Below are 14,269 nucleotides of genomic sequence, written 5' to 3' on the forward strand. Positions count from 1 at the left end.
CAACAGTGGTCCCCGTGCGCGGAGCCGTCTTTTTTGCTTACTGGCCAGCTTGCTGAAGTCTGATCCGGCAAGTTCGCAGCAACATCGCAGGCAAGGTAGGCAAAACAGGTTCGATACGGTATTCCAGGGTGTGCGGGCAGGCGTGGGCGCCTTTTTGCGCCTTGATCGATGCGATCGTCGAGGTCTTCATGAAGCGTGTGCTGTCCCGGATGTTGGTTGCGAGCGGGCTGTTGCTCGGCGCCTCCGCCTTATCTACTACGAGTTTCGCCGCCGATGGCGCCGCGGGCCCGGTAAAACCAGATGCCGCCAAGGGCGGGCAGCTGTTTGACCAGGGCGATGCGGCCAGGGGCATCATTGCCTGTGCGTCCTGTCACGGCGCGGCGGGCAATAGCACCATACCGGTGAACCCCAACCTGGCCGCGCAGCCGCACGAGTACCTGGCCAAGCAGCTGGCCGACTTCCAGGTGAAGCCCGGCGCCAAGGTGCCGGTGCGCAACGGCCCGGAAGGCAATCCCACCCCGATGACGGCCATGGCGCAGAACCTGACGCCCGCCGACATGCAGAACATCGCCCTGTACCTGGCGCAGCAGCCGCTCAAGGAGCCGGCCACGGCGGGCCAGGAGAAGCTGGTTGATCTGGGTCAAAAAATCTGGCGCGGCGGTTTGCCCGAACGCAATGTCCCCGCTTGCGCGGCGTGCCATTCTGCCGATGGCGCGGGCATGCCCTCGCAGTACCCCCGTCTGTCGGGCCAATTCCCGATGTATATCGAAGAGCAGCTGAAGCTGTTCCGCAGCGGCGACCGCAAGAACGACATCATGTTCGCCATTGCGGACCGCATGTCGGATGCCGATATCAAGGCGGTATCGGACTACGCCGCCGGCTTGCGGTAGGCGCTTGCCCGCGGCCGGTCCGCGTTCTGCAACTGAGCGCAGCGGAACCTCGTTCCGCCGCGCGCTGTCTATGAGGGGGGTAGCCGATAGCGCGGCCCCCCTTTTTTCATGAATTCGACCCGAACACACACCCGCCCCTCCCTCCGCACCCTGCCCGGCGATTTCTTCGAATTGCTGGGCTCGATGCGTTTCGCCGTCAGCCTGCTGATGTTCATCTGCGTGGCAAGCCTGGTGGGAACGGTATTGCAGCAGAACCGCTCGTCGAACAACTACATCGACCAGTTCGGCCCCTTCTGGTTCGAGGTGTTCGACAAGTTCTCGATCTGGCACGTCTACAACAGCTGGTGGTTCCTGCTGATCATGGGATTCCTGGTCGTGTCGACCTCGGTCTGCCTGATCCGCAACGCGCCCAAGATGCTGCGCGACGCGCGCTCGTTCCGCGAGCATGTCCGCGCCAGCAGCCTGCGCGCCTTCCCCCATCGCGTGGAAACGGAGGCGCCCACCGATGTGCCGCAGACCGCGGCCGGGCTCAAGACCTTGCTGGGCAAGCTGGGGTACGCCGTGCGCGAACGCCAGGACAAGGACGGCGTGCTGCTCGCGGCCAAGAAGGGCAGCGCGAACCGGCTGGGCTACGTGTTCGCCCACGCGGCCATGGTCATCATCTGCATCGGCGGGCTGCTGGACAGTGAATTGCCCGTGCGCCTGCAGGTCATGTTCGGCGACAAGAAGCCCATCGTCGACAACATGCTGATCTCCGAGGTGCCGGAAAGCGGGCGCCTGTCGGTCAACAATCCGAGCTTCCGCGCCAGCGTGCTGGTGCCCGAGGGCGGGCAGGCCAGCACGGCGGTGGTGATGGTGGGCGACGGCGCGCTGGTGCAGCCGATGCCGTTCACCCTGAGGCTCAAGAAGTTCGTGGTCGATTATTACTCGACCGGCATGCCCAGCCGTTTCGCCAGCGAGGTGGAGGTCACCGACCCCGACACCGGCAAGACCTTCGATTCCACCATCGAGGTCAACGAGCCGCTGCGCTTCAAGGGCATGACCGTCTACCAATCGAGTTTCGACGATGGCGGCAGCACGGTGGTGCTGAAAGGCTACCCGCTGGTAGGTTCCGGTGATGCGCCGTTTTCAGTCGACGGCACGGTGGGCAAGAAGAGCGAAGTAACTGCTCACACGGCTTCCGGCCCGCGCAGCATGGGCGTTGAAATCACGGCCCTGCGCCCGATCAACGTCGAGGACCTGACCCGCGGCGATCCCAAGGGCGCGAACCAGAGCTTCGCCGACCACGTGGCCTCGGTATCCGGCAGCGCCGCGGGCAAGAAGAACGAGAACCTGCGCAACGTGGGACCCAGCATCGAATACAAGCTGATCGACGATGCCGGTCAGGCCCACGAGTTCCAGAATTACATGCTGCCGGTCGAACTGGACGGCGCCACGGTCTTCCTGGCCGGCGTGCGCAACAACGCGTCCGAGCCGTTCCGCTACCTGCGCATCCCGGCGGACGAGGACAGCTCGATCGCCGAATTCATGCGCCTGCGCGCCACGCTGGCCGACCCGGCGGCGCGGCAGGAGGCGGCCCGCCGCTTCGCCGAGCGCAACAGCCCTTCGGGGACGGATCGCCAGCCCTTGCAGACGGCGGCGGAGCGCGCGCTCGACACCTTCGCCTCCGGCGGCCTGCAAGCCGTGGCCGCTTTCCTGCAGGCCAATACCCCCGACCAGGACCTGGAAAGGGCGGCCGACGTGGTCATCCGCCTGATCGGCGCCAGCATGAACGAACTGCGCGCCATCGAGCGCGAGCGCGCCGGCCTGCCGCCGGTGGCCGCCGAGGGGCCCGACGGCGAGCGCGCGGCGGTGTGGTCGCGCCTGGCCGTGGCGGCGCTGTCCGACCTGACGGTGTATCCGGCGCCGGTGTTCCTGTCCCTGGCGGACTTCAACCACGTGCAGGCCAGCGTATTCCAGGTCAGCCGCACGCCGGGCAAGAACACGGTCTACCTGGGCAGCCTGCTGCTGGTCCTGGGCGTTTTCGCGATGTTCTATATTCGAGACCGCCGCATCTGGATCTGGATCAAGCCGCAAGACAGCGGCAGCAGCGTCCTGGCGGCCATGACGTCCCAGAAGCGTACACTGGACTTCAACCAGGAGTTCGAACGCTTCAAGCAGGCGCTGCTGCGCCAGAAGAGGTCTTAAGGTTCCCCTATGTCCACGACGACCACCACGCATCCCTCGCCGCCGGAAACGCTGACCGCGTCGCCGGACCTGCTCTGGCAGGACAGCCTGTCCGAAACCGGCGACAGCCGCGCCCAGCGCGGCAAGCCCGACTGGACCGACATCGTCTTCTTCCTGCTGCTGTCGGCGGGCGCGGCCTTCGCGCTGACCCGCTACAGCGGCGCGATGGACTATTACGAGAAAATCATCCTGTGCGGCACCGTGCCGGCCCTGGCCTGGATGGGCTGGCTGTGGCGTCCGCTGCGCCACCTGATGATCGCCTGTGCCATCGCGGCCGGACTGGCCCTGATGCTGTACGGCAACGATCTGGCCCGCGCCGAGCAGGTGTTCTTCCTGAAATACCTGTTCTCTTCGCAATCCGCCATTCTCTGGATGTGCGCACTGTTCGCGCTGGCCACGGTCTGCTATTGGATCGGCGTTTTCAGTCCCACGGCCGCCTGGCTCGGCACGGCGCTGACCTGGGGCGCGGTGTTCGCGGGCACCACGGGTTTGCTGGTGCGCTGGCGCGAGGGGCACCTGATGGGGCCGGACCTGGGCCACATCCCCGTCAGCAACCTGTATGAAGTGTTCGTGCTTTTTTCGCTGATCACGGCGCTGTTCTACCTCTACTACGAGCGCAAGTACGCCACGCGCGCGCTGGGCGGCTTCGTGCTGCTGGTGGTGACCTCGGCCGTCGTGTTCCTGCTCTGGTATTCGTTCACGCGCGACGCGGGGCAGATCCAGCCGCTGGTGCCGGCGCTCAAGAGCTGGTGGATGAAGCTGCACGTGCCGGCGAATTTCATCGGCTACGGCACCTTTTCGCTGGCCGCCATGGTCGGTTTCGCCTACCTGGTCAAGCAACATGGGCAGACCACGTCCTGGGCCAAGCTGGCGCCGCTGTTCGTGCTGGGCGTGCTGCTGTGCGCCGAACCCATGGTGTTCCGCACCGATGGCCTGTCGGCCACCTGGATGCTGTATTTCGGCGTGGGGGCGGTGATCATCGGCGCCATCCTGCTGGGCCGCCGACGCATCGCCGATGCGCTGCCGTCGCTGGAGGTGCTGGACGACATCATGTATCGGGCCATCGCGATCGGCTTCGCGTTCTTCACGGTCGCCACCATCCTCGGCGCCTTGTGGGCGGCCGACGCCTGGGGCGCCTACTGGCAATGGGACCCGAAGGAGACCTGGGCGCTGATCGTGTGGCTGAATTACGCGGCTTGGCTGCACATGCGCCTGATCAAGGGGCTGCGCGGCACCATGGCGGCCTACTGGGCGCTGATGGGCCTGCTGATCACGGGGTTCGCCTTCCTGGGCGTGAACATGTTCCTGTCGGGGCTGCACTCCTACGGCGAACTGTGACCGCCTTGCCGCGGACACCATCGAAAAAGGCCCCGAGGGGCCTTTTTTTTCGCCGGTGGCCCAAGAAAAAATACCCCCTCGGGGGGCAGCAGTTCGGATCCGGCGCTCAGGGCAGGGTGGATTCGCCCTTGAGCAGGTCGTCCAGCGTTTCCCGCCGGCGCACCACGTAGTATTTGTCGCCGTCGACCATGACTTCGGCCGGGCGGGGGCGGGCGTTGTAGTTGCTGGCCATGGCCATGCTGTAGGCGCCCGCGGATTCCACCGCCAGCAGATCGCCCTGCTCGATGGCCAGCATGCGCTGCTTCGCCAGCCAGTCGGCGCTTTCGCAGACCGGGCCGACGATGTCGTAGACGGTTTCCGCGCCGGCGCGGGGATGCACGGGGCGCACGCCGTGGAAGGCCTCGTACAGGGCCGGACGCAGCAGGTCGTTCATGGCCGCGTCCACGATGGCGAAATTGCGCGCTTCCGCATGCTTGAGGTACTGGACCGTGGTCAGCAGCACGCCGGCGTTGCCGACCAGCGAGCGGCCGGGTTCGAGCACGAGGTGCAGGTGCCCCAGGCCGCGGGCCTGCAGGCGTTCGAAGACCGGGTCGAGCAGCGCCTTGGGCGAAGGCGGGGTCTCGTCCGTATAGCGGATGCCCAGCCCGCCTCCGAGATCCAGATGGTTGAGCCGGATGCCGGCCTCGGCCAGCTTGTCGACCAGGTCCAGCAGTTTTTCAAGCGCGTCGAAATAGGGGCTGATGTCGGTGAGCTGGGAGCCGATATGGCAGTCCAGCCCCACGATGTCCAGGGCCGGCAGCGATTGCGCGACGCGATAGACGTCCAGCGCCGACTCGATGGCGATGCCGAACTTGTTTTCCTTCAGGCCGGTGGAAATGTAGGGGTGGGTCTGCGCGTCCACGTCCGGATTGACCCGCAGCGAAACGGGCGCGCGCGTGCCCATGTGCTGCGCGACCTCGGACAGCCGGTGCAATTCGGCTTCGGATTCCACGTTGAAGCATTTGACCTTGGCCGCGAGCGCGTCGTGCATTTCCCAGGCCTGCTTGCCCACGCCCGAAAACACGATCCGGGACGGGTCGGCGCCGGCCGCCAGGGCGCGCTTGAGCTCCCCGCCGGACACGATGTCGAAACCGGCGCCCAGGCGCGCGAATTCCTTCAGGACGGCCAGGTTGGAATTGGCCTTCATGCCGTAGCAGACCAGCACCGGGCGCTGCCCGACGGCGCTGCGGTAGGATTCCCAGGCGGCCTTGAGCGCGGCGCGCGAATAAACGTACAGCGGAGTGCCCAGGCGTTCGGCCAGGTGGTTCAGCGGCACGTCCTCGGCGTACAGGACGTTGTTGCGGAACTGGAAGTACGGGTGTCCGGCCAGTTCAGGCTGCGCGGGGAATCGGGAGGTCATAGAATCGGAGGGGTGGGCGGTATCGGCACCGTGGGCTGCTGCTGCGTGCCCGAGGGCGGCTTGCCATCCGGCGTCGGCATATACAACGGCCCCTTGTACCCGCAGGCCGCCACCATGCCGGTCGTCACTAGCGTGGCTACAATGCGAAGAGCCATGCGGCTGAATGCCAATTGGAACACTGGGAACTCCGTAATTCTTGCAGGCTCGATTATGACCGAAACCGAATTTCTTGCGTTGATCGACCAGGTGCTGGACAGCATCGAAAGCCAGGCCGATGACTGGGCGGCTTCGCTTGACGTCGATATCGAAACCAGCCGCAGCGGCAATGTGCTGACTCTGGTCTTCGAAGACAATACCCATGTCGTGGTGAACAGCCAGGCTGCCATGCAGGAGCTTTGGGTGGCGGCGCGCACCGGGGGCTTTCACTACCGTTACGACGGCTTGCACTGGAACGATACCCGAGGCGGCCCGCAATTGCCGGATGCTCTGTCGCAAATCTGTTCCGCCGCGGCCGGCGTCCCCGTGACGATACGCCTGTAGGCAGCACGCAGCACACCGCGTGCCTGACGCCCCCTGTCTGTGGGGGCGTTTTCATTTCCGGGCCCGGATCCGGGGCCCGCGCCCGCCCCGTGGGGCGCCCCGGCCCCGGTAATGCTCAATGAACCAAAAAAAAAGCCGGCCCATCGGGCCGGCCTGTCTTGCCTGGGACTGTCAGAAGTTGAGTTTCTGCGTCCAGGGCGCGTTGCTCTGCGTGCCCACTTCCGGGGCGACCTTGATGCGGGTTTCCTCGCTGGTGCTGCCGTTCAGGCCGTTGAGGAATTCGCCCAGTGTGTCGGCCTCGGGCAGGCCCAGCCGCGCGACGGCCTGGCCCGGCGGGAATTCCGAGAAGTAGAACTCGCCGTTTTCCACGAGGAGGCCGTCGGGGCGGGGGCGGGGCTTCTCTTCGGGCACGCCCTTGAGCACTTCCTGCATGTAGTCGACCCAGATCGGCATGGCGACGCCGCCGCCGGTTTCGCGCGAGCCCAGCGACTTGGGCTGGTCGAACCCCAGCCACGCGGTGGCCACCAGCGACGGGGTGTAGCCGGAGAACCAGGCATCGACGGATTCGTTGGTGGTGCCGGTCTTGCCGGCGATGTCGTTGCGCTTGAGCAGCACGCGGGCGCGGGCGGCGGTGCCGTAGGTGGCCACGCCGCGCAGGATGTCGTCCATGACCCAGGCGGTGCGCGGATCGATGGCGCGCGCCGCGGCGTCGCCGGCCACGACCGGCTTGGACTGCATGATGACCTTGCCGCTGCTGTCGGTGACGCGGTCGATCAGGTAGGGCGTGACGCGGTAGCCGCCGTTGGCGAACACCGAGAAGGCGCCGGCGAGCTGCAACGGGGTGACCGAGCCGGCGCCCAGCGCCAGCGGCAGCACGGCCGGCTGGCGGGCTTTGTCGAAGCCGAAGCGGGTCAGGTAGTCCTGCGCGTATTGCGGGCCGATGGCCTGCAGGATACGGATCGACACCATGTTCTTGGACTTGTACAGGCCCTGGCGCAGGGTCAGCATGGGCTCGTACTGGTTGCCGTAGTTCTTCGGATTCCAGGCCTTGGAGCCGGTCTGCGCCGCCGTCAGCTCGAACGGCTGGTCCGAAATCTGCGTGCCGGGCGTCAGGCCGCGCTCCAGCGAGGCGGCGTAGATGAACGGCTTGATGTTCGAGCCCGGCTGGCGCCAGGCCTGCGTCACGCGGTTGAAGTTGCCGCGGTAGAAGTCGAAACCGCCGACCATGGCGCGGATGGAGCCGTCCTGCGGCGACAGCGCCACGAAGGCCGCCTGCACCGAGGGCAGGTTGATGATTTCCCAGTTGTCGCCGAACTTGCGGATATAGACCACCGAGCCGCGCTTGATGCGCTGTTCGGGCTTGGCCTTGTCGTTCAGGGCGCGCGCGACCACGCCCAGCACCTTCTTGTCGGTGACGGTGATGATCTCTCGCGAGCTGCGGGCCAGCTTCACTTCCGTGGGGCTGGCAGACAGCACCAGCGCGGTCAGCAGGTCGCCGCTGTCGCCGAATTTGTCGAACACGCCGTCGAGGAACTCATCGAGCGCCTGCGGGTTGTTCTCGGTGCCGGGGGGCAGGTCCAGCTGTTCCTCGGGGCCGGGGTAGGGCGCGCGGCGCGTGTATTCGAGCACGCCTTCGCGCACGGCGCGATAGGCCGCTTCCTGGTCCTTGGACTGCACGGTGGTGTAAATGTTGATACCGCGCGAATAGACGTTGTCCTGGTACACATTGAACAGCAGCTGGCGCGCCAGTTCCGCCACGTATTCGCCGTGGATGGAATAGCCGCCGGCCGGCGTGCCCTCGGCCGACTTCATGACGATGGGCTGGGCCATCGCCTGCTTGTATTCGGGTTCGGTCAGGTAGCCCAGCGAGTGCATGCGGCCCAGCACGTAGCGCTGGCGAAGCTCGGCGCGCGGGCGGTTCGAGATCGGATTGAAGCGCGAGGGAGCTTTGGGGATGCCGGCCAGCATGGCGGCTTCGGCCGGGGTCACCTCGGACAGGGGCTTGCCGAAATAGGTGCGCGAGGCGGCGGCGAAGCCGTAGGCGCGGTGGCCCAGGTAGATCTGGTTCATGTAGAGCTCCAGGATCTGGTCCTTGGTGAGCTCCGATTCGATCTTGAAGGTCAGCAGCAGTTCATAGAACTTGCGCGAATAGGTCTTTTCCGACGACAGGTAGAAGTTGCGGGCCACCTGCATCGTGATCGTGCTGGCGCCTTGCGTCTTCGACATGTTGATCAGGTTGGTCAGGCCCGCCCGCACCACGCCGGTCCAGTCGATCCCGCCGTGCTGGTAGAAGCGGTCGTCCTCGGCCGCCAGCACCGCGGACTTCATCACGTCCGGGATTTCGTTGAAGCGCAGCACGTTGCGGCGTTCTTCGCCGAACTCGCCGATCAGGACGCGATCCGCCGTGTAGACGCGCAGCGGCACCCGCGGGCGGTAGTCCGTCATGGCGTTCAGGTCGGGCAGGTTGGGCCAGGCCAGCGCGAGCGCCATTCCCGCCAGCAGGACGCCGCACAGGAAGAGGCCGGCACAGAAGATGCCGGTCTTGACGAAGAATCGCAGTATCGGGGAGCCGCTCTTGGCGGGCTTGTCTTTCTTGGAGGAATTCTGGGGCTTGCTCATCGCGGCGATTTTACGGGTATCTCCGGTCCGGGCTTAGCGCGGGGAACCGGTTTCTGTAACAAGATTGTTCAGTGTGGTGCGCGGGCAACTGGCGGCAAATGTGATAATGCCGACATGAACGTTTCCGCTATCTCATGTCCGGAGGCTGCCCCGGACCCGGCGTCCCCCGGCGATACGCCCGAAAATCCGCCCTGCGCCACGGAGTGCGTGGGCGGGACCGCGTCGCTGCCACATGACCTGCCCGTCTTCCTGGTCGGGATGATGGGCGCGGGCAAGACGACCATAGGCCGTGGCCTGGCGCGTGCGCTGGGGCGCGAGTTTGTGGATCTGGATCATGAGCTCGAGGCGCGTTGCGGCGTGCGGGTGCCGGTAATCTTCGAAATCGAGGGGGAAGCCGGTTTCCGTCGCCGGGAAGCCGCCGCCTTGGAAGAGTGTACCCAACGGCGCAACATAATTCTTGCCACGGGCGGGGGAGCCATCCTTGCGGCCGAGAACCGCCAGCGCCTGCACGAGCGCGGCATCGTGGTCTACCTGCGGGCCAGCGTGGACGAATTGTTCCGCCGCACCTGCCGCGACCGCAATCGTCCCCTGCTGGCCACCGCGGACCCGCGCGGCACCCTGCGCGACCTGATGACCCTGCGGGAACCCCTCTACAAGGAAGTGGCCGACATGGTGGTGGAAACGGGGTCCATGCCCGTCCATACCCTGGTCAAGGCCCTGCTGCCGCAATTACAAGCCTTTGAGAAGCGCATATGAACGTTGTTGACGTCGACACCCCGGGCGGAAGCTATCCCATCCATATCGGCCCGGGCCGCCTGGACGCCCTGGACCAATGCATTCCCGCCGACGCCACCGCGATCGCCGTGGTGACCAACCCGACCGTGGCCGCCCTGTACGGCGAGCGCGCCGAAGCCGCGCTGGCGCGGACCGGCAAGCGGGTGCTGCGCATTGAGCTGCCCGACGGCGAGGCCTACAAGGACTGGCAATCGCTGAACCTGATCTTCGACGCGCTCCTGGCCCAGCGCCTGGACCGCCGCTGCGTGCTGGTGGCGCTGGGCGGCGGCGTGATCGGCGATATGACGGGCTTCGCCGCCGCCGTGTACATGCGCGGCGTGCGCTTCCTGCAGGTGCCCACGACCTTGCTGGCGCAGGTGGATTCGTCCGTGGGCGGCAAGACCGCCGTCAACCATCCGCTGGGCAAGAACATGATCGGCGCGTTCTACCAGCCGATCGCCGTCGAAATCGATACCGACGTGCTGGGCACCCTGCCGGCGCGCGAGGTTTCCGCGGGCCTGGCCGAAGTGATCAAGTACGGCCTGATCCTGGATCCGGCGTTCTGGGCCTGGTGCGAGGAAAACGCGCAGAAGCTGCGCGCGCTGGATCCGGAGGCGGTCGCCTACGCCATCCGCCGCTCGTGCGAACTCAAGGCGCAGGTGGTGGGCAAGGACGAGCGTGAATCCGGCCTGCGCGCCATCCTGAACCTGGGCCACACCTTCGGCCACGCCATCGAATCGGGGCTGGGCTACGGCGCCTGGCTGCACGGCGAGGCGGTCGGTTGCGGCATGGTGCAGGCGGCCGAGTTGTCGGCCGACGTCGCCGGCTTCGACCGCGACGACGTGGCGCGCGTGCGTGCCCTGGTGACCGCCATCGGCTGCCCGGCCGTAGCCCCCGACCTGGGAGCGGACCGCTGGCTGGAACTGATGCAGGTGGACAAGAAAACCGAAGGCGGCTCGATCCGCTACGTGCTCATGACCCGCATCGGAGAGGCCGTCACCCGGGCGGCCCCCGACGATGCCGTGCGCGCCGTCCTGGCCCGCACCACCCAATAGCCGCCAGGGAGACGGTGTTGCAGATGAGAGAGTTGGCTTCCTATGCATCCCACCCGTCTCAATCGCGCGGGCGGGCCTACGTCGAGCCGCCGCCGGAAAACCGCACGGAATTCCAGCGCGACCGCGACCGCATCGTCCACTCCGGCGCCTTCCGGCGCCTGGAGTACAAGACCCAGGTCTTCGTGAACCATGAAGGCGACCTGTTCCGCACGCGCCTGACCCACAGCCTGGAAGTGGCCCAGATCGCGCGCACCCTGGCGCGCAGCCTGGGCCTCTCGGAAGACCTGACCGAGGCCATCTCGCTGGCCCACGACCTGGGCCACACGCCCTTCGGCCACGCGGGGCAGGACGAGTTGAACGCCTGCATGCGCGAACTGGCGCCGGAGGCCGGCGGCTTCGAGCACAACCTGCAGAGCCTGAGGGTGGTGGACGAGCTGGAGGAGCGCTACGCGGACTTCAACGGCCTGAACCTGTGCTTCGAAACGCGGGAAGGCATCCTCAAGCATTGCTCGGCCGCGCACGCGCGGCAGCTGGGGGAGGTGGGCGAGCGCTTCCTGAACCGCACGCAGCCGTCGCTGGAAGCGCAGCTGGCCAACCTGGCCGACGAGATCGCCTACAACAACCATGATATCGACGACGGCCTGCGTTCCGGACTGATCACGCTGGAACAGCTGAAGGACGTGTCGATCTTCGAGCGGCATCACGCCTACGTGCTGGAACGCTATCCGGGCCTGGCGCCGCGCCGCGCGGTGTCCGAGACCATACGTCGGATGATCAACACGCTGATCGTCGACCTGACCCGGACTTCGCTGGCGCGCATCCGCGAATTCGCGCCCGCCACCGCCGACGACGTGCGCCGCGCGCCGCCGCTGGCGGGTTTTTCGGACGAGATCCGGCGAGAGGCGGACGAGCTGAAGAAGTTCCTGTTCGACAATCTGTACCGCCACTACCGGGTTCTGCGGATGACGGCCAAGGCGCGCCGCATCGTGCGCGAACTGTTCGCCGCCTTCCTGGACGATCCGCGCGTGCTGCCGCCCGACTATCGCCGGCCGGCCTTCAACGATCAGGCCCGCGCGATCTCCGACTACATCGCCGGCATGACGGACCGCTACGCCATCCGCGAACACCGCCGGCTGTTCGAGATGAGCTAGGGCCGGGCCCCGGCCCGCCGCGGCTTCAGGCCGCCAGGTAGCGCCGGGCCAGCAGCACCCAGTACGCGGCGCCCACGGGCAGGCTGTGGTCGTTGAAGTCGTAGCCGGGGTTGTGCACCATGCAGGCGCCGTGGCCGCTGTTGAAGCCGTCCGGCGAGCCGTCGCCGTTGCCGACCAGCAGGTAGGAGCCGGGCACTTCCTCAAGCATGAAGGCGAAATCCTCGCTGCCGGTCAGCGGCCGGGTTTGCGGATCCACCTTATCGGCGCCCACGAGCTCCACCGCCACTTCGCGCGCGAAGTCCGTCTCCGCCGGCGTATTCACCAGCACGGGATAGCCGCGGTCGTAGTCGATGGTTGCCCGCACCTGGTAGCTGGCCGCCTGGCTGTGGACGAGCTCGGTGATGCGCGCCTGCAGCGTGTCGCGCACGGTGCGGTCGAGCGCGCGGACGCTGAGCTTCAGCGTCGCCGTCTGGGGAATGACGTTGTTGGCCTTGCCGGCGTTGAAGGCGCCGACCGTGATCACGGCCATGTGCAAGGGATCGATGTTGCGCGCGACGATGCTTTGCAGCCCGAGCACGATGGCCGAGCCGGCGACGACGGGGTCGGCCGCGCGGTGCGGCACCGCGCCGTGCCCGCCCACGCCTTCCAGCACGATGGTGACGTTGTCCGACGAGGCCATGGTGGGGCCGTCGCGCAGCAGCAGGTGGCCTTGCGGGTGGCCGGGCATGTTGTGCATGGCGAAGATGGCGTCGCAGGGATACTTGCGGAACAGCCCGTCTTCCATCATGCGCTTGGCGCCGCCCAGCCCTTCTTCGGCGGGCTGGAAAATCAGGTTCAGGGTGCCGTTGAAGTCGCCGTGCCGCGCCAGCTGGCGCGCCGCGGCCAGCAGCATGGCGGTGTGCCCGTCGTGGCCGCAGGCATGCATGACGCCCTCGTTGCAGCTGGCATGCGCCAGGCCCGTGGCTTCCTGGATGGGGAGGGCGTCCATGTCGGCCCGCAGCCCCAGGCGCCGGACGCCGTTGCCGCGGCGCAGCTGTCCGACCACGCCGGTGCCGCCCAGCCCGCGTTCCACTTCGTAACCCCATTGCGCCAGGCACTGCGCCACCAGATCGCTGGTGCGGAACTCCTGGTAACCGAGCTCCGGATGGCGGTGGATGTCGCGCCGGATCGAGACGAACTCGTCGGCCTGGGCGGTCATGGTCTGCAGGATCGGGTGCATGTCGGGTCGGTCCTTGGAGCGGGTCACGGGTTGCCGGCCAGTTTCACGTGGCTGGAGATTTCGCGGAAGCGTTCGGTCTCGGCGCGGTACATCGCGTCGGCCTGGTCCGCGCTCATGGGGGCGGAGACTTCGATGTTCTGGTAGGCCAGGCTTTCCTTCACCGCGGGGTCCTGCATGGAGGTATTGAGCGCCGCATTGAGCTGCGAGACCACGGCTTGCGGCGTGTCGCGCTTGACGAAGTAGCCGGTCCAGGTGGTGAAGTTGAAGCCCTTGAGCGACTGTCCTTCATTGACCGAGGGCACGGTCTTGAGCGCGGGAAGCTGGCTGCGCTGGGCGTCCAGGCTGGCCAGCAGCTTGATGCGGCCTTGCCCGGCCAGCGCCACCTGCTGCTGGGACAGCGGCAGGATGGCCAGGTCCACCTGGCCGCCGCCGAGGTCCTGCATCAACGGCGCGCCGCCCTTGTAGGGCACGTGCGTCATGTTGGCGCCGATGGTGCGGGCCATGTGTTCGCCGAGCACGTGATAGAGCGAGCCCACGCCCACGCTGCCGAAGGTCAAGGGCTGGGACGCCGAGCGCGAGCGCGCCAGCGCGACCAGTTCGTCGGCGCTGTTGGCGGGCAGGTCGGCGCGCGCCACGATCACCAGCGGCGCCATGCCGATCATCTGCACCAGCCGGAAATCCTCGCTCTTGAGCTTGACGGCGGGGTTGGCGATGGGCGAGAGGATCAACTCGTTGGGCGAGCCCTGGAACAGGTAATAGCCGTCGGCCTTGGCCGCCAGCACCTTCTGCGCGCCCAGCGCGCCGCTGACGCCGCCCAGGTTCTCCACCAGCACGGGTTGACCCAGCTGCTTGGAAACGGGCGAGGCGACGACCCGGGCGATGGAATCGGAAGCGCCTCCGGCCGGGTAGGGCACCATCATCATGACGGGCCGATCGGGATAGTCCGCGGCCCGGGCGCCCTGGCCCAGCAGTGCCGCGCCCAGCGCCAGCGCACAGCCCGCCAGCCGCAGGCGGTCGAAAAACATGCTCACGAGTTTCCCCTTTTTGGAATGTGAAGT

The 14,269-nt window shown here is 66.8% G+C and carries 13 protein-coding genes; 7 read left to right on the plus strand and 6 right to left on the minus strand.

All coding sequences use genetic code 11. From position 1 onward, the window contains the following. Nucleotides 1-37: 37 nt before the first annotated feature. Nucleotides 38-190 (minus strand): hypothetical protein, encoded by a 153-nt coding sequence (locus ADE01S_RS31490; RefSeq protein ID WP_156494250.1) that lies wholly within the window; start codon nt 188-190, stop codon nt 38-40. On the opposite strand from ADE01S_RS31490, the gene ADE01S_RS07235 reads away from it, so the two are divergent. From ADE01S_RS07235 to ccsB, 3 genes are all read left to right on the plus strand, one after another. Continuing rightward, a complete protein-coding gene (locus tag ADE01S_RS07235) occupies nt 189-890 on the plus strand; it encodes a c-type cytochrome (RefSeq protein WP_087881442.1) in 702 nt (233 codons plus the stop codon). The two genes, ADE01S_RS31490 and ADE01S_RS07235, sit on opposite strands and share 2 nt — an antisense overlap. A gap of 108 nt (nt 891-998) precedes the next feature. Beyond that, nucleotides 999-3,077, plus strand: a complete 2,079-nt coding sequence (locus tag ADE01S_RS07240) for a cytochrome c biogenesis protein ResB (RefSeq protein WP_062680918.1) — start codon at nt 999-1,001, stop codon at nt 3,075-3,077. 9 nt (nt 3,078-3,086) lie between these two features. Further along, nucleotides 3,087-4,454 carry a c-type cytochrome biogenesis protein CcsB gene (gene ccsB, locus ADE01S_RS07245; RefSeq protein WP_082775725.1) on the plus strand — a complete coding sequence of 456 codons (1,368 nt, stop codon included), beginning with the start codon at nt 3,087-3,089 and terminating at the stop codon, nt 4,452-4,454. A 106-nt stretch (nt 4,455-4,560) separates the two neighbouring features. Here the strand turns inward: ccsB and lysA are convergent, their stop codons facing one another. Further along, on the minus strand, nt 4,561-5,853 hold the full coding sequence (lysA, locus tag ADE01S_RS07250; RefSeq protein WP_062680920.1) for a diaminopimelate decarboxylase: 1,293 nt from the start codon (nt 5,851-5,853) through the stop codon (nt 4,561-4,563). Beyond that, a complete protein-coding gene (gene lptM / locus ADE01S_RS32275) occupies nt 5,850-6,113 on the minus strand; it encodes an LPS translocon maturation chaperone LptM (protein WP_305954969.1) in 264 nt (87 codons plus the stop codon). Before lptM ends, lysA begins: the two co-directional genes overlap by 4 nt. On the opposite strand from lptM, the gene cyaY reads away from it, so the two are divergent. Next, nucleotides 6,064-6,393, plus strand: coding sequence for an iron donor protein CyaY (cyaY, locus tag ADE01S_RS07255; protein ID WP_062680922.1), 330 nt, complete (start codon nt 6,064-6,066; stop codon nt 6,391-6,393). The two genes, lptM and cyaY, sit on opposite strands and share 50 nt — an antisense overlap. 171 nt (nt 6,394-6,564) lie before the next feature. On the opposite strand, the gene ADE01S_RS07260 is transcribed toward cyaY, so the two are convergent. Then, the gene (locus ADE01S_RS07260) at nt 6,565-9,012 is read right to left on the minus strand and encodes a penicillin-binding protein 1A (protein ID WP_062680924.1); all 2,448 of its coding nucleotides are present in this window, start codon (nt 9,010-9,012) and stop codon (nt 6,565-6,567) included. 114 nt (nt 9,013-9,126) lie between these two features. Between ADE01S_RS07260 and ADE01S_RS07265 the strand changes: the two genes are divergently transcribed. From ADE01S_RS07265 to ADE01S_RS07275, 3 genes are read left to right on the plus strand one after another with little or no spacing between them, the layout of a single operon-like run. After that, nucleotides 9,127-9,768: a shikimate kinase gene (locus tag ADE01S_RS07265; RefSeq protein WP_062680927.1), complete on the plus strand. Its 642-nt coding sequence runs from the start codon at nt 9,127-9,129 to the stop codon at nt 9,766-9,768. Next, complete coding sequence (aroB, locus tag ADE01S_RS07270; protein WP_062680928.1) at nt 9,765-10,841, plus strand: 3-dehydroquinate synthase; 1,077 nt, start codon at nt 9,765-9,767, stop codon at nt 10,839-10,841. Before ADE01S_RS07265 ends, aroB begins: the two co-directional genes overlap by 4 nt. Before the next feature lie 23 nt (nt 10,842-10,864). Then, complete coding sequence (locus tag ADE01S_RS07275) at nt 10,865-11,992, plus strand: deoxyguanosinetriphosphate triphosphohydrolase (protein WP_062681101.1); 1,128 nt, start codon at nt 10,865-10,867, stop codon at nt 11,990-11,992. A gap of 25 nt (nt 11,993-12,017) precedes the next feature. Here ADE01S_RS07275 and ADE01S_RS07280 read toward each other — a convergent pair whose 3' ends face one another. Together ADE01S_RS07280 and ADE01S_RS07285 are read right to left on the minus strand one after the other, a co-directional pair. Then, nucleotides 12,018-13,211: a M20 aminoacylase family protein gene (locus tag ADE01S_RS07280; RefSeq protein WP_062680930.1), complete on the minus strand. Its 1,194-nt coding sequence runs from the start codon at nt 13,209-13,211 to the stop codon at nt 12,018-12,020. Between the two features lie 23 nt (nt 13,212-13,234). Continuing rightward, nucleotides 13,235-14,236 carry a tripartite tricarboxylate transporter substrate binding protein gene (locus tag ADE01S_RS07285; protein WP_062680933.1) on the minus strand — a complete coding sequence of 334 codons (1,002 nt, stop codon included), beginning with the start codon at nt 14,234-14,236 and terminating at the stop codon, nt 13,235-13,237. Nucleotides 14,237-14,269 lie beyond the last annotated feature (33 nt).

Origin of the sequence: Achromobacter denitrificans NBRC 15125, assembly GCF_001571365.1 — a bacterium.
Classification (GTDB): domain Bacteria; phylum Pseudomonadota; class Gammaproteobacteria; order Burkholderiales; family Burkholderiaceae_B; genus Achromobacter; species Achromobacter denitrificans.

What these genes read in the sequence shown, in the direction of transcription:
- aroB (WP_062680928.1), top strand. Translation starts at nt 9,765, where the DNA reads ATGAACGTTGTTGACGTCGACACCCCGGGCGGAAGCTATCCCATCCAT.
- ccsB (WP_082775725.1), top strand. Translation starts at nt 3,087, where the DNA reads ATGTCCACGACGACCACCACGCATCCCTCGCCGCCGGAAACGCTGACC.
- cyaY (WP_062680922.1), top strand. Translation starts at nt 6,064, where the DNA reads ATGACCGAAACCGAATTTCTTGCGTTGATCGACCAGGTGCTGGACAGC.
- ADE01S_RS31490 (WP_156494250.1), bottom strand. Translation starts at nt 190, where the DNA reads ATGAAGACCTCGACGATCGCATCGATCAAGGCGCAAAAAGGCGCCCAC.
- ADE01S_RS07260 (WP_062680924.1), bottom strand. Translation starts at nt 9,012, where the DNA reads ATGAGCAAGCCCCAGAATTCCTCCAAGAAAGACAAGCCCGCCAAGAGC.
- ADE01S_RS07275 (WP_062681101.1), top strand. Translation starts at nt 10,865, where the DNA reads ATGAGAGAGTTGGCTTCCTATGCATCCCACCCGTCTCAATCGCGCGGG.
- ADE01S_RS07235 (WP_087881442.1), top strand. Translation starts at nt 189, where the DNA reads ATGAAGCGTGTGCTGTCCCGGATGTTGGTTGCGAGCGGGCTGTTGCTC.
- lysA (WP_062680920.1), bottom strand. Translation starts at nt 5,853, where the DNA reads ATGACCTCCCGATTCCCCGCGCAGCCTGAACTGGCCGGACACCCGTAC.
- ADE01S_RS07280 (WP_062680930.1), bottom strand. Translation starts at nt 13,211, where the DNA reads ATGCACCCGATCCTGCAGACCATGACCGCCCAGGCCGACGAGTTCGTC.
- ADE01S_RS07265 (WP_062680927.1), top strand. Translation starts at nt 9,127, where the DNA reads ATGAACGTTTCCGCTATCTCATGTCCGGAGGCTGCCCCGGACCCGGCG.
- lptM (WP_305954969.1), bottom strand. Translation starts at nt 6,113, where the DNA reads ATGCTGTCCAGCACCTGGTCGATCAACGCAAGAAATTCGGTTTCGGTC.
- ADE01S_RS07285 (WP_062680933.1), bottom strand. Translation starts at nt 14,236, where the DNA reads ATGTTTTTCGACCGCCTGCGGCTGGCGGGCTGTGCGCTGGCGCTGGGC.
- ADE01S_RS07240 (WP_062680918.1), top strand. Translation starts at nt 999, where the DNA reads ATGAATTCGACCCGAACACACACCCGCCCCTCCCTCCGCACCCTGCCC.